General features: G+C 44.6%; 18 protein-coding genes. 14 read left to right on the plus strand and 4 right to left on the minus strand.

Features of this window, described 5'->3' with window-relative positions:
• Positions 1-61 precede the first annotated feature (61 nt).
• From GC101_RS08935 to GC101_RS08945, 3 genes are all read left to right on the plus strand, one after another.
• A complete protein-coding gene (locus GC101_RS08935; RefSeq protein WP_171716941.1) occupies positions 62-988 on the plus strand; it encodes an ABC transporter permease in 927 nt (308 codons plus the stop codon).
• Positions 989-1,000: 12 nt separating this feature from the next.
• On the plus strand, positions 1,001-1,885 hold the full coding sequence (locus GC101_RS08940; RefSeq protein WP_171716942.1) for a carbohydrate ABC transporter permease: 885 nt from the start codon (positions 1,001-1,003) through the stop codon (positions 1,883-1,885).
• 66 nt (positions 1,886-1,951) lie between these two features.
• Positions 1,952-3,565, plus strand: coding sequence for an extracellular solute-binding protein (locus GC101_RS08945; protein ID WP_171716943.1), 1,614 nt, complete (start codon positions 1,952-1,954; stop codon positions 3,563-3,565).
• A 112-nt stretch (positions 3,566-3,677) separates the two neighbouring features.
• Here the strand turns inward: GC101_RS08945 and GC101_RS08950 are convergent, their stop codons facing one another.
• Positions 3,678-4,499, minus strand: coding sequence for a helix-turn-helix transcriptional regulator (locus GC101_RS08950; RefSeq protein WP_171716944.1), 822 nt, complete (start codon positions 4,497-4,499; stop codon positions 3,678-3,680).
• Positions 4,500-4,717: 218 nt separating this feature from the next.
• On the opposite strand from GC101_RS08950, the gene GC101_RS08955 reads away from it, so the two are divergent.
• The gene (locus tag GC101_RS08955; RefSeq protein WP_171716945.1) at positions 4,718-7,645 is read left to right on the plus strand and encodes a glycoside hydrolase family 2 protein; all 2,928 of its coding nucleotides are present in this window, start codon (positions 4,718-4,720) and stop codon (positions 7,643-7,645) included.
• Positions 7,626-8,564: a glycoside hydrolase family 43 protein gene (locus tag GC101_RS08960; protein WP_171716946.1), complete on the plus strand. Its 939-nt coding sequence runs from the start codon at positions 7,626-7,628 to the stop codon at positions 8,562-8,564. The genes GC101_RS08955 and GC101_RS08960 overlap by 20 nt, the downstream gene beginning before the upstream one ends.
• Positions 8,565-8,603: 39 nt before the next feature.
• Here GC101_RS08960 and GC101_RS08965 read toward each other — a convergent pair whose 3' ends face one another.
• Positions 8,604-10,379 (minus strand): sensor histidine kinase, encoded by a 1,776-nt coding sequence (locus GC101_RS08965; RefSeq protein WP_171716947.1) that lies wholly within the window; start codon positions 10,377-10,379, stop codon positions 8,604-8,606.
• Positions 10,376-12,019 (minus strand): response regulator, encoded by a 1,644-nt coding sequence (locus GC101_RS08970; RefSeq protein ID WP_171716948.1) that lies wholly within the window; start codon positions 12,017-12,019, stop codon positions 10,376-10,378. Before GC101_RS08970 ends, GC101_RS08965 begins: the two co-directional genes overlap by 4 nt.
• Positions 12,020-12,215: 196 nt before the next feature.
• Between GC101_RS08970 and GC101_RS08975 the strand changes: the two genes are divergently transcribed.
• The 5 genes from GC101_RS08975 (at position 12,216) to GC101_RS08995 (ending at position 18,328) form a co-directional block, all read left to right on the plus strand.
• On the plus strand, positions 12,216-13,952 hold the full coding sequence (locus GC101_RS08975) for a type 2 periplasmic-binding domain-containing protein (RefSeq protein ID WP_171716949.1): 1,737 nt from the start codon (positions 12,216-12,218) through the stop codon (positions 13,950-13,952).
• 79 nt (positions 13,953-14,031) lie between these two features.
• Positions 14,032-14,952 carry an ABC transporter permease gene (locus GC101_RS08980; protein ID WP_171716950.1) on the plus strand — a complete coding sequence of 307 codons (921 nt, stop codon included), beginning with the start codon at positions 14,032-14,034 and terminating at the stop codon, positions 14,950-14,952.
• A gap of 17 nt (positions 14,953-14,969) precedes the next feature.
• A complete protein-coding gene (locus tag GC101_RS08985; RefSeq protein ID WP_171716951.1) occupies positions 14,970-15,863 on the plus strand; it encodes a carbohydrate ABC transporter permease in 894 nt (297 codons plus the stop codon).
• A gap of 158 nt (positions 15,864-16,021) precedes the next feature.
• On the plus strand, positions 16,022-17,125 hold the full coding sequence (locus GC101_RS08990; protein ID WP_171716952.1) for a glycoside hydrolase family 88 protein: 1,104 nt from the start codon (positions 16,022-16,024) through the stop codon (positions 17,123-17,125).
• 24 nt (positions 17,126-17,149) lie between these two features.
• Positions 17,150-18,328, plus strand: a complete 1,179-nt coding sequence (locus tag GC101_RS08995) for a TolB-like translocation protein (protein WP_171716953.1) — start codon at positions 17,150-17,152, stop codon at positions 18,326-18,328.
• A gap of 85 nt (positions 18,329-18,413) precedes the next feature.
• On the opposite strand, the gene GC101_RS09000 is transcribed toward GC101_RS08995, so the two are convergent.
• Complete coding sequence (locus GC101_RS09000; RefSeq protein WP_171716954.1) at positions 18,414-19,220, minus strand: AraC family transcriptional regulator; 807 nt, start codon at positions 19,218-19,220, stop codon at positions 18,414-18,416.
• A gap of 142 nt (positions 19,221-19,362) precedes the next feature.
• On the opposite strand from GC101_RS09000, the gene GC101_RS09005 reads away from it, so the two are divergent.
• From GC101_RS09005 to kduD, 4 genes are read left to right on the plus strand one after another with little or no spacing between them, the layout of a single operon-like run.
• Positions 19,363-20,028 carry an RraA family protein gene (locus tag GC101_RS09005; protein WP_171716955.1) on the plus strand — a complete coding sequence of 222 codons (666 nt, stop codon included), beginning with the start codon at positions 19,363-19,365 and terminating at the stop codon, positions 20,026-20,028.
• A gap of 13 nt (positions 20,029-20,041) precedes the next feature.
• Positions 20,042-21,229 (plus strand): glycoside hydrolase family 88 protein, encoded by a 1,188-nt coding sequence (locus GC101_RS09010; RefSeq protein ID WP_171716956.1) that lies wholly within the window; start codon positions 20,042-20,044, stop codon positions 21,227-21,229.
• A gap of 18 nt (positions 21,230-21,247) precedes the next feature.
• Complete coding sequence (gene kduI / locus GC101_RS09015; protein ID WP_171716957.1) at positions 21,248-22,078, plus strand: 5-dehydro-4-deoxy-D-glucuronate isomerase; 831 nt, start codon at positions 21,248-21,250, stop codon at positions 22,076-22,078.
• A 20-nt stretch (positions 22,079-22,098) separates the two neighbouring features.
• The gene (gene kduD, locus GC101_RS09020) at positions 22,099-22,881 is read left to right on the plus strand and encodes a 2-dehydro-3-deoxy-D-gluconate 5-dehydrogenase KduD (RefSeq protein WP_171717058.1); all 783 of its coding nucleotides are present in this window, start codon (positions 22,099-22,101) and stop codon (positions 22,879-22,881) included.
• Positions 22,882-22,960 lie beyond the last annotated feature (79 nt).

Below are 22,960 nucleotides of genomic sequence, written 5' to 3' on the forward strand. Positions count from 1 at the left end.
ACGATTTATGATAAATCATAGAGAGCGGTTACAAATAGAGAATGGAAAGGGAGAACCTATAATGAACACGATGAATAAAGGCTTTTGGTGGGAGCTGAAAAAACACAAGATTAAGCTGCTTATGCTCCTGCCAGCGGTGATTTACTTTTTTGTTTTTAACTATCTGCCGATGGCCGGGATCATTATCGCCTTTAAAAGATACGATTATGTCGGCGGTATATTTGGAAGTCCCTGGGTTGGCTTTGAGAACTTCCGCTATTTCATCGAATCCGGCCAGCTTTGGCATATCACCAAAAATACAGTGCTTTATAATTTGGTTTTCCTGCTCGTGAACAACCTCTTGGAAATCGTAATGGCTATTCTACTTGCTGAAATGGCGGGGAAATATATTCGTAAATTCCTGCAGTCGGCCATTTTTCTCCCCTATTTTATTTCCTGGGTTGTGGTTTCGGCGTTCGTGTACAATGTGTTCAATTATGAATACGGTTCGCTGAATTCTTTACTGGCGTCGTTTGGAATGGATTCTGTGGATGTCTATTCGAAACCGACGGCGTGGGTATTCATCCTTATCTTCTTCAGCGCCTGGAAGACTGTAGGCTATGGTACGGTATTCTATCTAGCTGCAATTATGGGTATTGACTCGGAAACATATGAAGCAGCCGAGATGGATGGAGCGAACATTTTCCAGAGAGTCCGGCATATCACGCTTCCTGCACTGATTCCAACCGCGGTGATTCTGCTTATGCTCTCCCTGGGTGGAATTGTCAAAGGCGACTTCCAGATGTTCTATCAGATCGTTGGCGACAACGGCCTGGTATATAACACGACAGATGTTATTGATACCTTCGTTGTACGGTCCATGCTCACGATCCAGGAATTCGGGATGCCTGCAGCTGCAGGATTATACCAATCCGTTGTGTCGCTGATTCTCATTGTTACAGTCAACTATTTAGTCCGTAAAGCGGAGAAAGATTTAGCCCTATTTTAAGGAGGAAGTAACATGCGACTGCATGCAGACCGTTTTTGGTTCAATACGCTGGGTTATATTTTGGTTGGTTTATTCGCACTTGTGTGCCTGCTACCGTTTTGGCTCGTCATCACCGGCTCATTTATGACCCAGGAGTCCATTACACTACACGGTTACACATTTTGGCCATCGGAATGGTCCCTCGGAGCGTATAAGCTGCTTGGTGAAACCTCTGCAGGCTTCATACGGGCTTATGGGATTACAATCGTAGTTACAGCAATCGGTACAACAGTAGGTCTTTTGGTTACAACCATGACGGCATATGTTCTTAACTGCAAGGATTTCCGCCAGCGGAATTACGTTGCGTTTTACTTTTATTTCACAACGTTGTTCAGCGGGGGACTGGTGCCCTGGTACATTATGATGGTTAAGTATCTGCACATGAAAAACAGTATACTCGCACTGATCCTGCCGCCGATGCTGAGTGTGTTCTATATCCTGATTATGCGCAGCTTCATCGCCGCGATTCCGGAGGCGATCAGGGAATCCGCGACGGTTGACGGAGCAGGTGATTTCACCATCTTTACAAGGCTTATCCTGCCGCTCCTTAAACCTGCTCTTGCCACAATCGGTTTGTTCATTGCACTTCACTATTGGAACGACTGGTTCAATACCATGATGTTCATAGACAATGAGAAGATTTATAACCTTCAGTACTATTTATATCAGGTCTTGAGCAAGATGGAATTCTTGAATCAGGCGGCAGCGCAGGCCGGAATCGCAACTACTGCCAATATGCCGTCCGATGCCTACAAAATGGCCATGACTTTGGTTACAACGGGACCGATTCTTCTGCTATATCCGTTTGTCCAACGTTATTTTGTCCAGGGGATTACGGTTGGTGCGGTTAAAGGGTAAGGATACTCCCGGCAGGATTGCCGGATTATCATAATAAGCTGAAATTTATAAGGGGGAAGAACAGAAATGAGAAAAATGTTCAGATGGCCAAGTATCATTGCATCCACTCTTCTTTTAACTACGGCCTTAGCCGGCTGTGGTGGTTCAGGAAACAACAATCAGGAAGCTTCCAATGCCACTAAGGCTACAACCGTTCCGACGGAAGTTGCCGCAACTGACACTCCTGCGGCCAGTCCAGCTGTTGATATTTCCAAAGAAGTGAAGCTGAAAATGTATCTCATCGGGGATAAACCGAAGGACTTTGATCTGGTATACGGAGAAGTTAATAAGCTTCTCAAGGAGGACATTAACGCTACAGTTGATGTGTCCTTCCTCTCGTGGTCGGATTGGAAACAGAAATATCCGCTCCTGTTTGCTTCCGGCGATGACTTCGACCTGATCTTCACGGCGAACTGGGCTCAGTACAGTGCGCAAGCCAGCAAGGGTGGTTTCCTGGAACTTACCAAGGATATGATTGACCAGTATATGCCGAAGACAGCCGGCAACATGTATCCGGAAGCCTGGGAACAAGCGAAGATTGACGGTAAGGTCTATATGCTTCCGTATAACTACAAGGAAATCCAAGGTGAATTTTCGATTCTGCGTGGAGATCTGCTGGACAAATATGGTTTGACAGCAGATGAAGTGATGAAGGATTCGAAGAGTATCGAGAAATACTATGAGGCTTTTACCAAGGACACGAAATTGCCGGCGCTCCTGGGCGGCGGACGCACTTGGTCAGGGATGCCTTTATACTGGCCGCGTGAGATGATGAAGAATTGGTTCCACATTGACGGTACAGGGAACTACCACATGTACTACGACGATACCCAGGGTTCACCCAAGGTATTCTCCTATATTGATTCCGATGCCTTCGTTGAAGGTGTGAAGGTCACTAAAGAATGGGTGGATAAAGGCATTGTCTCCAAAAGCGCCATGGTCAACAAATCATCTGATGCCCTCAATGATTTCTTGAGCGGCAAAGTGCCTTTCTCAAGCTTTAATCTACTGACAACGAACTCTAACTTCATTACTGTTAACGCGGAACATCCGGAATGGAAGGCTGTAGTTAAGGATGCCAATTTCGGAAATCCGGTCGACTTGAAGCCGTATACCCAAGGCGGAATGGCGATTAACCGCCTGTCGAAGAATCCGGAACGCGCACTGATGCTGCTGGATTTGTTCCGTAACGATGAACGTTATTTCAATCTGACGACTTATGGTATCGATGGCACGCATTACACACTCTCCGCTGATGGCAAGGGCGTTGTACCCTCGGCTGATAACTCAAACTTTGGGATTGATAGCGGCAGCCCGTGGGGATGGCGCGATGATATTCTCTATAAAAAGGTTGATGGCGGTATTCCCGAATATCAGCAATTCCGGGATAATATGATCGCAACAGCCGTCAGTCCGAAGCTGCAATCATTCGTGTTCGATGACACCAGCGTCAAGAACGAAATTGCGACCGTCAACAATGTGCTCGAGCAATACGAGAAGCCTATGGTCTACGGCATCATTAAGAAAAGTGTTGAGGAAGATATTCAGGATCTCCGTGAACGCTTGAAAAAAGCGGGCTCCGAGAAGGTCGTTGCCGAAATCCAAAAGCAAGTCGATGCTTATTTAGCGGCAAGTAAGTAGAAAGAGACAGACCATATGATCAGTGGTATTAATTAGCGCGGTACGTGGCAGGGCAGGGTCTGAGAAATCAGCCATGAACCTAACCACGCCGCGCTTTTTCCCGAGAAGAATATTACTCTTTCTTGCGGAATTCACTAGGGGAAACGCCATTGGTCTGTTTGAATATCGTACTGAAATACAATTCATCAGTGTAGCCGCACTCGGCAGCGATTTCTTTAATAGGCTCCTTAGAGCGCAACAACAAAAGGATGGCATGCTCATTCCTGATCTGATTTAAATAGGCCTTTGGAGAATGCCCTGCATACCTCACAAACAGTTTTCTTAGATACGAAGGGGAAACGGCATGACTTCTGGCCAGCTCGCCGATTTTAATGTCCATATGGAAGAACATTTCAAGCTGGCTCTTAACTTTTCCATAGATGTACTTTCCGTTATTATCTTCAATCGTCATCTCGTCGGAGTGAATAAGGATGGAGAGCAGAGAATAGAAGTAACTCTTGCACTCTATTTCAAGCCCGGGTACTTCCGGAATAAATCTTTTATTCAATTGAACGAAAAGACTGTCGATTTGATTCGCCATGGGTTTATCGAACCTATCCAGGAATGGAAGCCCCAGTGTAGGAACCTTACCCTGCTCCCCCCATTGTTTATCCTTGTAAGGGATAGCCACGCAATCAAACAATACCATAATGATATGAAAGGGGAATTGATTATCGGCAATCATCCGCAGTTTTTGGCCGGGGGGAAGATAGGCAAGCATACCCGCTTCGACTTCGAATGAGTCTGCTTCAGTAATGAAACTGCCTTTACCCTTGTGAATCCAATAGAAGCTGTGAATGGATGTATTGATACGGGGATTCTCCCAGCCCTGGTGGGTGGGGGTGTCATATACCCAGAGGATTCTTAATGAAATATCATTTAAGTTAAAGTCCATAGCTACAATGTCTCCTTGAGCGTTTTCTCTTGGTCTGAGAGGATGATGCAATCATACCAAGCCTTATGAAAAAGAACAATGAGACTAAATAATGAATGTTTCTTAATTCATAATTGGATCGATTTCTCTATGTAATAGATGGTTTTCTCCATCCACTAAAGAGGCGGTACGCAGTAGAATAAATGCAGGAGTTGAGATAAACGAAGGGAGTTTTAGCATTGAAAACCATATCGAAGAGCTTTGAACTGCGTTACTTCAGCCAGGATCCCAAGGCAAACGGAGAAACTGATTTTAAGGGAGGCACCTCTGTACTTGATACGGAACAAAGAGTGTCATTTCTGAATGAGTATGCCCATCAAATGGAGAAGAATCTTAGCGATGTTGATTTATATAGCCCCATTGTTACTGCGGGTGAAGTGAGTTCTGCTCTAGGGGCAATCAAATCACAGCCCTTGCCAGAGCATAGACAAAGAATCGTTTTGGACGATTGGGTTTGGACTGGACATGGAGCTGCTAAAGAAAACAGACAGCTGGAGCAAATAGAGCAATGGAGTAAATATAAAAATATTAGGGTAACCGAAGCGTGTCTCTACCTTGAAGAGGATGCTTCTTTGCCGGTCGCACTGCCCCTGCAGGATTGGAGATGCTTCCTGGAGTGGACGCTTCCGGCCGATGGTTCTGTGGCGGATTCTGTTTTCTCGCTTGGTGAAGCGGCAACCATCGGTTTCGATGCTGAACACACTCCGTACTACATATCGGGCGGTAAAAAAATCACATTGCCTGCTACCGCTGGCAGCATCACCTGCAAAATCGAACTCGATTTTGAAAACCGCAAATATAATCTCTATCTAAATCATGAATTAGCGGCTGATTTTGTTGAATTCTCTGACTTAACCACAAGCAGTATCGAGCGGTGGCTGGTATCCGGTAAACAAGGACTCAGAATAGGGCATATCTTGGGTGTTGGCTATAAACGGCTGACAGAGAATGAATTCGAACCGTTTAGCATCGGGACCTTTATAGATGAAGATTTCACAGCACCTATCCGGGCTGACGGGTGGAATCAGGCGGAATATGACCCTGCCGGTTGGTCAAACGGCACATTGCCCATTGTTCATGGCGGACAGCGGTACGCGGGTGAAGATATTCTCATGCGCAAGGAAGTCTATATTGATGAAGTCCCGGCCATCGCCGAGTTGTATATTGAAAGTCTCACACCGGGCGGCGAGCTCTACATCAATGGCCGGCTTGCAGCATTCATTGAAGATGAATATATGCGTAAACTGGATATTACGTCATTCCTGCGGGAAGGCAACAATCTTATTGCTGTCAAAGTATATAGCGACAAGATTGAAGAGGCAGATAAGATGACGCATTCCCATACAGATCTGTACACGGGCTGGTTTGCCGGCCGCATGCATCTGGATCTTCTGCCAAGTATTTATATTGAAGATGTATTTACCTGGACGGATGCCATAAATGAATCTTCTGCCATTCAAAAAGTGAAGGTGTCTGTAAAAACGCAAAAAGGACTAAGCTCTTCTAAAGTTACTGATCACAATATAGCTGTGAAAATGATGCCATGGTTTCCTGAAGATGGACCTTTATGCGCTCAAGGGAACTGGACAACCTCTACTTATGCTAATTTGACAGAAACCACAGAGGGGATACTGGAGATTGCTTCTCCGAATTTATGGACAAGTGATCATCCGAATTTATATAAGATAGTCGTTGAATTATATGACAGTGAGAATAATAAATGTGATGATTATGTAGTTACAACGGGAATTCGGACTGTAAGCCAAGACGGCGGGGTCTTCCGGATTAACGGAAAGCCTGAACTCTTGCGAGCGCCTTTATTGTTCGGGGCAAGGCCCCCTATGGAAACCATTGCTGCATGGGAGAAGTGTCCACCGGCGGAATACTATATTGAAGAAATGCTCATGGTCCAAAAAATGAACGGAAATGGTCTGAGAATGAGCGTGCATGATGAAAGAATCGGCGGAATCAATGATCCCCGTGTGTGTGAATTTGCAGACCAATTAGGGATTATGTTAGTGTGGCAGACCTCTGCCTGGCTAAGGCTTACTTCGGCCACTAACCTGGACCTTGAAGGAATGGCCACCTGCATCAGACAGGTGCGTAATCACTCTTCAATTGTCATTTGGCAGCCGACCAATCATCCTTCATGGAAGAACTGGGATACCGTAATGAAGATGTACCGCAACATTTATGATACCATCATACCTTTGGATACCAGCAGATTAATCTCTCCTTCCGCAGACAGCCGCCGTCTCAATCCATATAATGATAGCGGTACTATGGATTATGAAGGGAATCCGGCTGAGGATTGCGATTCGGTCTGGACTGCCCCGTTAATCTGCAGAGGCAATATGGATTACATTCTGGGCTACGGCAATGAATGGCCTGCACTTCGTCAGTGGCCGAATGTCGAGGAACAGTACCTGCCTAATTATATGGATACAACCTCTTACATTCCGAGTTTTATTGATAGTAAGCATAGAGCCTATTTTAACTTTGAACATGATGAAACGGCAGGCCAGCCCAATTGGGATCTGCATAAGGGGAAGCCGACCTATCAGGTGAACAGCTATGAATGGCGGTATGAAGAAGGTTCGATAGGACGCACCCTGGAGTTCAATGAATGGAAGACAAGCCAAGCCTGGCAGGCCTTTGAAGCGTATGAGGTCATCCGTAAAAGCCGCCAGCTGGATTATGACGGCTTCTCCTGGTGCTGTCTGCGCGGGGGTCCTAACACGGGAACCTATCAGAAATCTTTAGTTGATTACTACGGGCAGCCTAAACTGGTGTATTATTCGAACCGCATGGTATTTCAGGATGTATTAGCCGGCAGCGGAAATGTGGATATTGTATATGGACCTGAGGATGAGATTCCGGTTACCGTGCTTAATTTAGGGGATAGCAAAAAGGTGGAAGTTGTTGTTGAAATCCTATCGGCCGCAGATGATATTGTGGAGACCCATATTTATAATCATGTCATTCTTCCTGAAGGGCGTACAGTTACCCGTTTGGAATCCTATAAGCCTTCAGTCAAGCTGGAAGGTCTGTACAGTATTCGTTACACCGTGAATCAGGAAGGGGCACATGAATTTGTCAGCAAGTAACAACAATTATTCAGGTTATCTTCTGGTGCATTTTATCGGGGAAGAGCCGGACGGGGAGCAGGTCTATTTCTCCTACAGCGAAGACGGTTTGCATTGGACAGATTTGAACGCGGGCTTGCCGGTTCTAAGATCAGACTTGGGTGAAAAGGGCGTACGGGATCCGTTTATCGTACGCTCACCTGCGGACGACAAATTCTATCTCATAGCCACAGATCTCCGGATTGCCAGCGGTAAAGGCTGGCCGGCCGCCAAGGAGGAGGGAAGCCGGGACATTATCGTGTGGGAATCCGCAGACCTTGTGAACTGGTCTTCTCCATGGGCAGTTACAGTAGGGATTCCGGGTGCAGGCAATGTATGGGCTCCGGAGGCTATATATGACGAAGCTGCGGACGAATTCCTGGTGTTCTGGGCTTCTGCGACGCAGGAGCCGCACGAACAGGAGCGGAAACACAAAATCTATAGTGCCCGCACCAGAGACTTCCGCAAGCTTACAGCCGCGGAGAAGTATATGGAGCGTGAGGACTCCATCATTGACACTACGATCATTGAACACAAGGGTATCTACTACCGTTACTCCAAAGACGGGACTACGGATAATATCAGGGTCGAACAAGGGAACTCGCTTGCCGGCGATGCCTTTACAAATGTCAGTGCTCCGGCGCTGGAAGCCATAATGGGCCTTGAAGGACCGCAAATCTATAAGTTCAATGACAGGGAAGAGTGGTGCTTAATCGCAGACCGCTTTGCTGAGAAAAAAGGCTACCTCCCTTTAGTGACCTCCGACCTTGCGGGCGGAGACTTCCGGGTGGTTCCGGAAGATTCGTTTGATTTAGGGAAGAACAAGAAACGCCATGGCGGAGTTCTGCCGATCACTGCGGACGAATGCAGCCGGCTATTGGCGGCGTACGGCGACCGCTGAAAATTTGCTATATGGCTGCAAACAAACAAGTCGGTCAGATTAAACCTCTGACCGACTTGTTTGTATTAACATTCTTATAATGACTTCAAGTCCTCCCAGATGCCCCCTTTGCAGCACGAGTCCCGAGCTTATGCCGAAATGTATTTTTAAACGTTTGTGAATATTAATTAAGGCGGTAACCTCTTCGAAATCTTCGCTATCCAGATGTGAGATGATTTTCTCCAGCTTGACCCAGTCTACTTCAGAGCCGTTGTCTTCAACATGAATCTCTAAGAAGGGGTGTGCATGAACAAAACTAACTCGTAAGTATCCATCAGCTTCTTTATTTTCCAGTCCATGCTCAAATGCATTCTCAATAATGGGCTGTAGAATCAGGCGGGGAACCAGCAAGTCAGCAAATTGCTCCGGCAGCTCCTCAAAATCTATTTGAATGCGGTCAGAAAAGCGTGTGTGCTGGATACTGGTATAGCTTCTTGCATGTTCAATCTCTTTGTGCAAAATTACATTATCTGAATCATTTTTAGTCAAAAAGCGAAAAAAGACTCCAAGGTGAGCGGCGAAGGCTTCTGCACCGGAAGTGTCTCCGCGTTTAATTTTACGGCTAAGTGAAAAAAAACTGTTATAGAGAAAATGGGGATTGATCTGCGATTGCAGCTGCTTCAGTTCCGCTTTCTGCGTTAAGTTCTTATGAATGTACACTTCTTCTACCAGATTCTTGATCTCTTGCGTCATTTGATTAAATCCGTCATATAAATAGTTGAATTCATTTCCCTTATTCAGCTTAAGCCTGGAACCGCTACGCAGATCTTCGTCCTGAACCTTCGAGAAGGCTCTTAGCAATTTTATCAGCGGCTTATGAATGTTGCGCTCGGTGTAGACTGAGAAAATGAGTGCGAGAAAGCTCATAATTACTATATAAAAAAGAACCAGCCACTTATAAATTGCGAGTGAGCGTAGAACTTCTTTTTCACGGTTATATTGCACAAAGGCTCCGAAAATATCCGATTTACGGATCACGGTCAGAAATTTCTCGTTATTCAGCTTGATGGATTCGGCTTGGTAACCGTAATCAGCCTGACCCTTCCGGATGATAGGCAGAATATCTGCAGCATAATCTTTGCCATTAGCGCTATGGATAAGTATATCTTCGCTGGACTGGTATAGAAAGGATCCGCTATTATCTAGGGTGTTGAAGCTGGCTAAGGTTTCATTTAATTTCTCCCGATTGAGTTCTACATAAAAGAAAACATCCGTTTTTTGAAAACTGAGCTGATCAGGTGCCCCTTTTGAAAGCATGAATAGCTTGTTGTCTTCGAAATTCATGATTTGATCCGTTGAATCAAAATGTTCCTTAAGAAAAAGGAAATCCTCGTCGGTCATAGCTTCCGCAAGATTATCAGAGATTTTCAAATTGGCGTTAGGCAAATAAAGTGTAGCGGAAGCCACAAGCAGACTACTGTTCTTGAGTGAACTTAGCCGTTCCTGCTCAGTTAATATAGCGTCTCTTCGTTCATAATCAGTAAGCGTACTCTCAGGATAGACCAGAAAGGCCAAGTTGCGGCTGGAGAATACGTCATACATCATATTTTTGATATTTTGCAGCTGCTGATCGATAGAATCCACATAAAAGTCAGCTTGGGAATTCATTTTGTCGTAAATGGATTGTTTCGCTACTTTGGTAGCATTGAAATATAGAACGACTGATAACAAGACACTTACACATAAAAACAGGGACAGAATGGACAGTTGCCTTGTCCGAAGTGAATTCCTCCAGCTGTTTTTCTTAAGACCGTCAATGATAGGGTTAGCATTCATTTGAACTCTCCATATTTATCTCTGTATTCTACTGGTGACACACCAACAATATGTTTGAACACTCTGGTGAACGAATGGTGAGAAGTGTACCCTGCGATCAGTGAAATCTCGTTGATGCGTTTAGTAGTTGTGCAAAGCATTCTTTTAGCCAGATCCATACGCTGTTTCACTATATATTCTGAAAGGTTACTTCCATACGTCTGTTTGAAAATTCGTGATAGATACGATGGATTGAAGCATCCAATCTCTGCAAGCCTGTTCAGCGTCAGATCTTCATTGAGATTGTTTTCGATATAGATGACTACTTTATGAAGAGCCTCGTTAGTCCTGTTTCTAGGTTCGGCATCCAATATCCCAAATATGCAGTGAGACACTTCATACAAGTAATTTAAGGCATGCTCCCAGGAGGGTTGTTTTTTTGTTAATAACAGATCAAGACTTATTTTGCCCGAGATTGCTTCCGTCAGATGATTTTCGTTGATAAAGTGAATTAATTTGATGGCTATACTGTAATAGAGATCCCATTTAATATCGTAGTATTTTTGGGAAGCTTGAGAAATGGACTCCGTTAGCCCGTCAAGGGTTTCAAAATATTGTGCCGTTTTTCTCAGCTCCAGATTTGTCACAAGGGTTTGGACTTTCGGCTGCAGCATAACGGGACTTAGGGTATCGTTAGTTTCCGGGAGTACAGCCTTTTCTGCTATGATGATCATCTGCTCATTCATGCCGATTTTTGAAATTGCCAGTCTTTTTAACTGTTCATAGTGCTCTGCAAGTTGGTCAAACATGCATGGTTTACTGCTGGTAACAAAAGATACGCTCTTGCTAAGGGTTTCCTTAAAGTTTTCTTGAATATACTCCAGCGCTCCAAAGCTGATATGAAACAACCGGTCCCATGCGGGTGTAAGCGTATCGGCTAGGTCCTTGGGCTGCATGATAAGAAGACCATAACTGTTTGCCATGAAATGAATATAAGCCTGAACCTGGCTAGGCATAAAATGCTGGACAATCCGGAATAAATCTTCATACAGCTCATATTCCCGGCCGAGCAGTTCATCCGAAGTAATATTGTCCAGATGAAATAGAAAAGCCAGCATGGGAAGGGTAACGTTTATCGGAATATTGAAATCATTAATTTGCTGCTGCAGATTATCCGGCGTGCTCTTGCTGTAAATGACCTGATTTATAAATTCCTTCCTTAGCCACATTTGTGCCTTGTCTTGCCGCATAACGTCTGCCGGGGAAACGAAATTCTCGGTCATCATGCTGCGGATCTCACTAAAGGCCTCCAGAACCGTTTGAATGATGACTGAATCTTCTTCACTTTTCAACAAATACCGGACATCTTTATATTCATTGATCTCGTAAAGATAATCGAATTCCTTGTACCCTGTCAGAAAAATCACCCGGCATTTGGGCCAATTGTTCTTGATGACTCTGAACAGCTCTATTCCATTCATACCAGGCATTCTAATATCAGTCATGACAACATCGAATTTAATCCGGTCAAGCAGTTCAATTGCTTTCCTTGCTGAATTCGCAGTGTAGACATCTATATCCTCCGAAACCTCATATTTAAACATGTCTCTAAGAGAATCAAGAATTTCCAATTCATCATCAATAATCAACAGGCTTCCCATGTGTAGAGCCCCCTCTTGTTAGCGCTTTATATACACATCTTACATGTATTTTAACAAAATAGGGATCAATATTGTAAGCGTATAACAAATGGTACAGATAAGTTAAAGAAGTAAAATCATGCCCATAGATGAAAGAAAACGGTTTCACCTATAATGATGAATGTAGCAGACAGGTAACATACAAAGGGGGATAACAATGAATAACCTAAAGTTAAAAGCTATTGCAAGTATTGTCTTATCGGCAACCCTGATTGCCTCCCTTACAGCATGTTCTGGAGGTAAGAATGATGACAGTTCCTCTGCCAACCAGAAGCCCGGCAATTCATCCGGAGCAGCCGTTGATGAGAACCCTTACGGATATTCTCCGGCCATTGATCTTAATGTTGGATTTGGATATGCATCCGATTTCAAACCCGCAGCTCAAGAAACAGAAACCAAGAATACATGGATGGATTTGTATGCAGAGAATGGACTGAACATTAAACCTATGTATAGCGTAGATGCCAGTCAAGCCAATACAAAGCTGGCTACTGCGATTGCTTCCGGAAGCTATCCTGATGTATTTGCCATTAAGGGATCTGAACTTGTCAAATACGCTCAGACCAATGTGATTGCCGATCTTACCGATGCATATGAGAAGTATGCTACCCCGGAATTAAAGGAATATGTGAATACCAATAATGGTTCAGATCTGGTAGCCTCTCAGGTTGACGGGAAGTTATATGCAATACCAAAAGTGGGAAGCGGTTATGACTCGGCTATGGTCATGTTCCTCCGCCAGGATTGGCTGGATAATTTGGGCCTCAAGATACCCACTACTATGGACGAATTAGTAGAAGTTGCTAGAGCTTTTACCAAGAATGATCCTGACCAGAACGGGAAAGCAGACACTTACGGATTGGCCCTGAATGGTAAAGAAGGATTTGCCATGATGTCGGGCCTGCAGGCTTTCTTCGAAGGCTATGGTGCGGCACCGGGACATTGGAATGGCATGTTCACGTTTATTGAAAAGGATGGGAAAGTAGCTTGGGGAGGGGATTTCCCGGCTGAAATGAAAAAGGGGCTGGCAGTTCTGCAAGGTATGTACGCGGAAGGCTCACTTGCCAAGAACTTCGGAACGATGGACCTGACTGCAATCAACAAAGACTTGGGAAGCAGCACAGCCGGGATTATCTTCGCACCTTATTGGGGACCTATGACATCCATTAAGAACGCTGTCCTGAATGATCCTAAAGCTCTGTTTACAAGTGCGCCAATCCCTGACGGTAACGGCAGCGGGTCTTCGAAAGCCTATATACCTGCGCTTCCCGAAACTTATTGGGTAGCCAGCAGTAAAACGCAAAACCCGGAGGCACTGATCAAACTTGCGAACTTAAGCGTGCAAAAATTAATTTATCCGAAGGATGACGAGGAATATTACAAGTATTTCGGACAAATTGAGAAGTATAGCGGCTGGAAATACAGCTTGACGCCAACAACTAATCCGCTTGGGAATCTTGAGAATTATTACAAGAAAACAGAGGCGCTAACTAGCGGTGACGTTTCTATACTTAATATTGAACAAAAAACGGACTATGACAAAATTAAATATTACCTTGATGCTGTGAAGGACGGCAGCCATGAAGAAAAAGTGAAAGCCCAGGATCCGGTCCTGTTGTCTGGTTTGGCTTATTATGAGGCACAATTCGGTCTGGCAGCTGTGGACGAGGTCAAAAGCAGCAATGCAATAAATCCCTTGGCATATACCTACATTCCGACGGAGACGATGACCTCCAAATATTCAACACTGAACAAAATGGCTCTGGAGACTATTGTGAAAATCATTTACGGCGACAGCGTAGATTCTTACGATAAATTCCTGACTTCATGGAAGGCACTTGGTGGAGACCAGGTTACGAAGGAAGCCCAGGAATGGTATGACAAGAACAAATAAATTATAGATGTGTTAAAGGGCAGCAGGCGAACATGGGCCCTTTAACACCTAAATGCAGGATAGGAAAGGAATTGAAGCGATGAATTCTATTGATAAGAACAGGCAGCGAGTATTTCATCTGATGCTTTTATTGCCGGTTGTAATACTCTTCATATTTAGTTATCTACCGATATTTGGAATTGTCATTGCGTTCCAGGATTATCAACCGGGACTGGGCTTCTTCAAGTCCGATTGGGTTGGATTTGAGAATTTTAGAACTCTCGCCCTGTTGCCCGACTTCATGCCGGCATTAAGGAATACCCTTGTTATCGCTGTGTTCAAGATCATCGGCAATCTGGTCTTTCCGGTGGCGTTTGCTCTGATGTTAAATGAACTGCGTGTGAAATGGTTCAAAAAAACGGTGCAGACCATTACTTACCTGCCTTATTTTCTGTCATGGGTAGTACTCGGCGGCATTCTGCTCGATTTCTTATCTCAAGGCAATACATCAAGCGATGCAGGTCTAATGAATACGGCATTGCTCAATCTGGGCCTAATTGATGCTCCTATAAGTTTCCTGGGGGACAAGCATGTATTTCCGGGAACAGTGATTATCAGTGATGTATGGAAACACTTTGGCTACAATACGATCGTATACCTGGCCGCATTGACTAACATTAATCCCAGTCTATATGAAGCTTCCTCCATTGATGGTGCCGGCAGATGGAAGCAAACCTGGAGCGTAACCCTACCCGGTATCACGCCCATCATTATTCTGATGACGGTATTATCCATTGGCAGTATTCTAAACGCCGGCTTTGAACAAATATTTGTCCTGTATAGTCCATCTGTATATGAAACTGGAGACATTATCGATACACTCGTATATCGCCTGGGTTTAGTGGATTCACAGTTTTCTCTCTCGGCGGCGGTAGGCGTGTTTAAATCAGTCGTGTCAGGCATTCTCATTTTGGTTTCTTTTAAACTGGCAGATAAATATGCGGGCTATCGCGTGTTCTAAGGAGGGGAGGGAATTTAATGTTAGCGAAAAATGTGTCCGCAAGCAGAAAAGTATTTATAATATGCAATGCCGTTCTTATACTATTGATCACTCTTGCCTGCCTGATCCCGATTGTTAATCTATTGGCCCGGTCCTTCAGCAGCTCGCAGGCAATTATTGAGAATAGGGTTACACTGTGGCCTGTAGGATTCAACCTGGATGCGTACGAGTATGTAATGGATTCCAGTGAATTCTGGACGGCTGCTCTGGTCACGGTAAAACGGGTATTGATCGGTGTGCCGATTAACATGCTGTTAACCATATTGGCTGCATATCCGTTATCGAAGAGTGATGGTGTGTTTAGGGCAAGGAAATACTATTCCTTTTACTTTGTATTCCTGATGGTATTTAACGGGGGGTTAATTCCTACTTATATTGTTGTATCCCAATTAGGATTAATTGACAGCATCTGGTCATTAATCCTTCCGGTAGCCGTTCCTATTTTCAATGTAATTCTAATTATGAACTTTTTCAGGGGGCTTCCTGAGGAGCTTGAGGAATCAGCCATGCTGGACGGAGCGAGTCAATGGACTATTATGTGGAGAATCTTCTTGCCCTTATCGAAGCCTTCCATTGCAACGGTAAGCTTATTCAGCTTAATCATGCATTGGAATGCATGGTTTGATGGATTGATTTATTCCAACTTTACTACCAACTACCCGCTTCAATCGTATTTACAAACCTTAGTAGTTGACGTTCAAGCTTCACTTATCAGCGGGGATCTGGATTCGATTGCTGCCGCAATGAATGTCAACGATATCAATCTGAAGGCAGCTCAAATATTCATTTCAATTATTCCCTTGTTTGCAATCTATCCTTTCATGCAGAAATACTTTACTGAAGGCTTGACGGTAGGCAGTGTGAAAGGGTGAGACAATACATGATCACTTTTGTGTGTTTGATTTTACTTGAAATCATAGTTTTGTCCCGTATGTTTCCAATCCAGTGGACGTTATGATTAATATCGGAGAAAGATTATACCGAATGGGGCTTTGCTCTGAATTTATTTATAGTGGGAGGAATTAACTTAATGTTCGATTTGGAGTTTAGAAGCAGGCTTGAGCAAAAAGTGGATGCCATGATTGAAAGTATAGGGACAAGGTCACCGCATTTCGCCGGCGGGGACGGGGTTTATGATGATATGCCGACAGACTGGTGGACCTCCGGATTCTGGCCGGGGATTCTGTGGATCATGCATGACCTTACAGGCAGAGAGCACTATAAAAATGCGGCATGGCGTTGGGATGAGATACTTGAGCCATGGTTTATTAATCTTACGGATGATATCCATCACGATGTCGGTTTTCAGTTTCTGCCGACAGCGGTGATTAAGCATACGATTACGAAGGACAAGGATGCTTACCGCCGGGGAATCGAAGCTGCGAATTTCCTGTCCGGCCGTTATAATGCTGCGGGGCAGTTTATCCGCGCATGGAACGGTGATTTAACCGGCTGGACCATTATTGATTGCATGATGAACATTTCTTTGCTGTTCTGGGCCAGCCGGGAGACGGGGGACCCGCGTTATAAGCATATTGCGGTCCGTCATGCGGATACCGCATTGAAACATTTCATTAGAGAAGATGGCTCTTCCCGCCATGTGGTCAGCTTCGACCCGGAGACGGGTGAATTTATTGAAGGGATTGGCGGCCAGGGAGCGGGACCGGAGTCCGCATGGAGCCGTGGCACAGGCTGGGCGTTATATGGATTTGCCAATGCCTTCAAGAACACTGGAGATATCCGTTATTTACAGGCTTCCAAATCGGTCGCACACTTCTTATTAGCAAATCTGCCGGAAGACCGCGTCCCGTATTGGGACTTCAGATTGCCTTCCAAAGAAGGAGAACCGCGGGATACCTCTGCAGCCGCAATTGCCGCATCTGGGTTACTGGAACTCGCAGAATTTGTGCCTGCAGTTGAACGCGATTTGTACCGGGATGGAGCTATTGGCATTTTAACATCATTAACAGAGTCGTATTCATCTGTATTCGATTTGACGCGTGATCCGATCTTGAATGGAGCGACGGGCCATAAGCCGGCGGGGATGTATGTGGATGGTTCCCTAATCTATGGCGACTACTATTATGTGGAGGCGGTAGCCAAACTGCTTGGATGGAAGAATCGTATCTTTTAACTTAACCAAGGGAGATGCATGAGCATGAAAGGAACGGTTTGGAACGAATCAAGACTATATAATGACCCGGTCACCCTAAGAAAAGTGAGACAGATTACTACAAAGGGATTAGTGAATACCATTCCTTCCTATCATACCGGGCAAGCTTTTACAGAAGATGGTGAATATGTAATCTTCGTCTCCATCAGAGAAGGGAAAAGTGCCTTGTACAAGGCTCATCTGCCGACAGGAGACATCACTTGCCTGATTGAGCCTATAGATGGTATGGGGAGTCTTGAAGAGTTAAGGCAATTTGGTAACGGCAAGGGGATACCCATTGGCCCTGTGATTGCACCGAAGAGCCGATGGGCGTATTATCTGGTAGGCAGACAAATCAGAGCGGTTCATATTGATACCTTAGAAGAAGCAATCATTCTGGAAGGAATGGATGAGAAATATTTCATAGAGTCGATGGCTGTATCGCCTGACGAGAAGACCCTGGCGTATCTGGTCCTTGTCCTGCATCCGGACGAGCATGAAGGCCAAAGCTATCAAATCTTTGTGAAAGCGATAGATGGCTCAGGGGGCAAGCCGGAGGTTCTGATCGCTGAAGAAGGACTGAAGGCTGGCCACTTAATGTATAATCCGGTAGACCCGGATCTATTAATGTACTGCCGTGATAAAGGTCCAAGTCCCAGCCATAAGGTCGGAGAGAGTGGCAGAGTCTGGATCTATAAGATCTCGGAACAAAGCTTACTGGAAGTGAAAACAAAAGAGAAACAGAATTTCCAGACGCATAACGCCTGGACCTGGGACGGGAAAGGCATCGTATATCATGGTGTTATAAACGACGTGGGCTGGAAAAATAATACGACGGAAGGCGGATGGTACATCGGCCTGGCAGGCTTGGACGGTAATCCTATCCGGGAGTATAGCTTCAAGGATGCCAAGTATTACGGCCATGTGTCTGCAATGAAAGGTAAGAATGCGGCTATTATTGACGGGAATATTCTGGATGGTCTGTTAATGTGGGTCTATTTCGATCAGGAAGATCCCAGAATTGAGATTGTCGCACAGCATGGTACGAACTTTACAACCATGACAGGCCAGTATTCCCATCCGCATGCGATTAGTGACCCCAGCGGCAGATGGATCGTGTATAATAGTGCGCCTAGTGTTATTTTTTCCGGTGCAAGAAGTGATATATATTCGGTTGAAGTGTAGCTGAATTGAAAGACTTGTTTCTGTTACCTAAAGCAGACATTTAAGCCCCTTGTAGGGGACCGATGTCTGCTTTTTGGCGATATTCTCACCTCATAATTTTAATGAAATTCGCAGGACTGATACCCTCATGCTTTTTAAATATTTTACTGAAATAAAATTCATCATAAAACCCTACCTCAGCCGCGATGTCTTTTATTCGTAACTCTCCATTGAGCAACATGATCTTAGCATGATCTATGCGGCACTGATTGATGTATTGGATAATTGTAAACCCGGTAATAATTTTAAACTGGGCTGCCAAGTAATCCGGTGATAAATTCACCATTCCGGCAAGAGTATCTACAGTAATCTTTTTATTGAGATTTCTATTGATATAGGCGAGTAATGTCTCGATCTTCAGACGGGAAGCGTAATTAGCTTCTGAATTATGCATGAGATTATACAGTATTTCCAGCAGCGCACTGCGGCAGGCCATTTCGAACCCCAGAGACTTCTCATTCCAATACGTATTCGCTTTCTTAAATAACCCCTCAATCTTCTGGTAGGCAAAAACTTCAGACATGATTTTGATTGGCAACGCTCCATGACCTTCTTCACTGCTCCACTGATTGTTGAAATATTTCGCGTTTAAATAGCTGAAATGAATACCGTAAAAGGACATGGGATTGTCATTACCGCTATTTAGCGAATGGGCGATTCCGGGATACAGGTACAGTAAGGTGCCTTGTTTCAAAGGATATACGTTGTTCTCTATGGTTATTGTGCCCATCCCGCCTGTAATAAGCACTAATTCATGATCGTTAAGCGTTCGGGTGTCAATTTTCCAGCCGCTTTCCGGACATTTTCTGAATAAACTGTACCTGACATGAGCGATCACATTGTATGGGTTCATATCTTCACCTCAAGGATAGTTATACCACGGAATTATACATGTTGAAAGTTTTTATCTATGTAAAATTAGAGCTCGGGATTACATAATTAAGTAGTGAGAAAGATAAAAAAACATATAGAAAGTTCAAGGAGGGAAGTGAAGCATGTCATTATCCATTCACAATTACTCTTACGAGGAACTAAAAGTGAAATTGTATTCTGCTGTCATCAGTGATGTTCTTGATGACTTGGGTTACCGTAATCAAACCCTGGATACCGGCTTTTATCCGCTTACCGAAGATATGGTTTTATTGGGGAGATCTTTTACCGTCATTGCTGCAAAGGTTTTTGATGTTCCTGCAGAACCGTATAAACTGCAAATGAAAGCGGTGGATTCTATACAACCAGGTGAAGTGTTTGTTGTGACAACCGGTGAAGATGATTCTTCTGCATTCTGGGGCGAACTTCTTTCAACCGCGTGTAGAGCCAGAGGCGGGCAAGGTGCACTCGTAAATGGACTCAGCAGAGACACCAAGAAAATCAAAGAGATGAATTTCCCTGTATTTACAAAGGGGAATAAGCCTACAGACTCCAAGGGGAGAATTGATGTTACCCATTACCAGGTTCCTGTAGAAATAAGCGGTGTGAGAATTCATCCGGGGGACATCATTTTTGGGGATATCGATGGAGTTGTAATCATCCCGCAGGCTGTTGAGCAAGAAGCAATTGAGAAAGCCATTGAGAAAGTATCGGGCGAAAATCTCGTCCGGGATGCGCTTCAAGATGGAATGCTATGCACGGAAGCTTTCAAAACATTTGGAATATTATAAGGAGAATGATGAAATGAGCCTATTAGAAAAAGTGCAAAATAAATGGAAGGATATCGATATCACAAACAGTGATGCCTTATTCAAGGATACCATCGACAAAGTGATAAGTAAGACAGCTGCCAATATAGAACGGTTTAATAATCAGTTCCCGTATACCGGAAAAGGAGATAAGTATATCCTTACGGACAACACCACATGGGTATCCGGTTATTGGACAGGCTGGCTGTGGATGATTTACAACCAGACCCAAGACCCTAAGTTCAAAGAAGCCGCTGAGAAACATTACGAAGGCTATAATCACCGCTTCAATACCCTCGCTATTCATTGCCATGATGTAGGCGTTATTTATGATATGGCGGCTGTAAGGGGTTACACGGTAACCGGAGAAGACAAGTGGAGAAATATAGGTATCCGGGCAGCAGCATTTCTATCCACGCGGTTTGAAGAAAAAGGGCAGTATCTGCAGGCGTGGGGAATGCCGTACAGTAAGGAGCCGGAGCACAACAGAACGATTATTGACAGTCTTTGCTGTATCCCTCTGTGGTTCTGGGCAGCTGAAGTATTAAACGATGAATACTATAAAGAGATTGCCAGCCTGCAGGCAGATACCATAATGAAACATCTTGTAAGACCTGACAATTCCAGCGGCCATACGTTCTTCTTTGATCCGGAGACGAAAGAACCGCTTAGAATTAAAACAGAACAGGGTTCCAGTAATGAATCTACCTGGAGCAGAGGGCAAGGCTGGGGGATTCAAGGTTTCCCTGTGTGCTACGCCTATACCGGAGACAAGAAATACCTGGATACGGCTGTGAAGATGCTCGAGTGGTTTGTAGATGAACTGGGCGACGACATTATTCCACCATGGGATTTCATGAAGAAAGAGGAAGAAAAGGATACATCGGCACTAACTCTGGCTGTTAACGGTATGCTGCGGATCGCACATTTTCCTGATGTTAGCGAAGAAGTGAAGCAGGCATGCATTCTGATGGCCAAAAAGGCGATGACTAAGCTGATCGTAAGTTACGGTACTTTCGATGAAGAAGAAGTATGGGGACTTATCCGTGAAGGGGTGTACGGCAAACCGTTCGGCAACGGCATTAATGAGTTCATGATCTGGGGAGATTATTACTTCGTAGAGAATCTGATGATCTTGGCCGGTAAGGATTACTTAGAAATGGAAATTTATAATAAACGCTAATCATTAGGAGGAATAAAGATGGATATCAGATATCCTGCCCACTATGGGGATGTTAAGAGATACGATACTGAAGAATTAAGACAGCATTTCCTGATTGAAGACCTGTTCGTGAAAAATGAGCTTAAAATGGTATACAGTCATATCGACCGGATTATTGTTGCAGCTGCGGTGCCAGGAGAACATCCATTGGAATTGAAAGGGAGTAAGGAGCTCGGCTGCGATTATTTCCTGGAAAGAAGGGAACTGGGGATCATCAATATCGGAGGTCCGGGTGTAGTTACTCTTGATGGAGAGAAGTATGAACTGAATGCAAGGGATGGTCTATATGTAGGGCTGGGGGTACAGCAGATCAGCTTCGCAAGCTTAGATGCTAATAGACCTGCCAAGTTCTATATGAATAGTGCTCTGGCGCATAAAAGCTATCCTACAGTAAAGATAACGCTGGAAATGGCCAAGAAGGTAAAAACAGGCAGCGATATCGATTGTAACAATAGAACGATACATCAGTATATTCATCCTGCGGTATGTGACAGCTGTCAATTGATTATGGGAATTACCAGCCTGGAACCAGGCAGCAACTGGAATACCATGCCTTGTCACACCCATGACCGGAGAATGGAAGTATACCTCTATTTTGATCTGGACGATGCGAATGTGGTATTCCACTTCATGGGTCTTCCGGAAGAGACCCGGCATATTGTTATGAAGAATGAGCAGGCTGTTATCTCTCCAAGCTGGTCGATACATTCGGGAGTAGGAACCAGAAATTATAGCTTCCTGTGGGGGATGGTAGGGGAGAATCAAACCTTCACTGACATGGATGCAGTAGCTACGAATTCTCTAAAATAAATGTAGTGGCGGTGAAAAAGATGGACTTTTCAATATCAAGCTTTTCCATGGATTTTTTTAGACTAGATGGTAAGGTTGCCTTGGTAACAGGTGGAAATACAGGACTTGGACAAGGTTATGCCCTGGGCTTAGCCAAGGCAGGCGCAGATCTTTTTATAGCTACCCATGATTTAAATTGGGACGAAACAAGACAGCTTATTGAAGCTGAGGGGCGCAAAGCGTATTTCTTCCAGGCGGATCTGACGATTAAGGATGACATTCTTAAAGTGGTTGAGAAGTGTGTAGAGGTGTACGGTAAAATAGATATCCTGGTAAACAACGCCGGCATTATTAAGCGGGCGCCGCTGCTGGAGTACAAGGATGAGGACTGGCAGGCCGTTATCGATTTGAATTTGAATGCCGTCTATTATTTGAGTCAGGAAACGGCAAAGGTAATGGCTACACAGGGCAATGGCAAAATCATAAATATTTGCTCCATGTTATCCTTCCAGGGCGGTAAATTTGTACCTTCCTACACTGCAGCCAAACATGGAGTCGCAGGCCTGACCAAGGCTTTTGCCAATGAGCTGGCAAATCTGAATATACAGACCAATGGAGTAGCACCTGGTTATATAGCAACCAATGCGACTACCCAAATCAGAGATGATGCAGGCAGAAACGCAGAAATTGTAAATAGAATCCCTGCAGGAAGATGGGGCCATCCGTTTGATGTCATTGGAGCGGTGGTATTCTTAGCAGGAAGAGCTTCGGATTATATCAACGGGAATATCCTTGCGGTTGATGGAGGATGGCTGACCCGATAAAGGCTATGTTCTCCGAATGGAGCGATTTATCAATATGATAAATGCTTTTCTCCATCCTCTGATGAGAGGGAAAGCAGTA

Source organism: Paenibacillus phytohabitans (assembly GCF_013141775.1).
Taxonomy (GTDB): domain Bacteria; phylum Bacillota; class Bacilli; order Paenibacillales; family Paenibacillaceae; genus Paenibacillus_AQ; species Paenibacillus_AQ phytohabitans.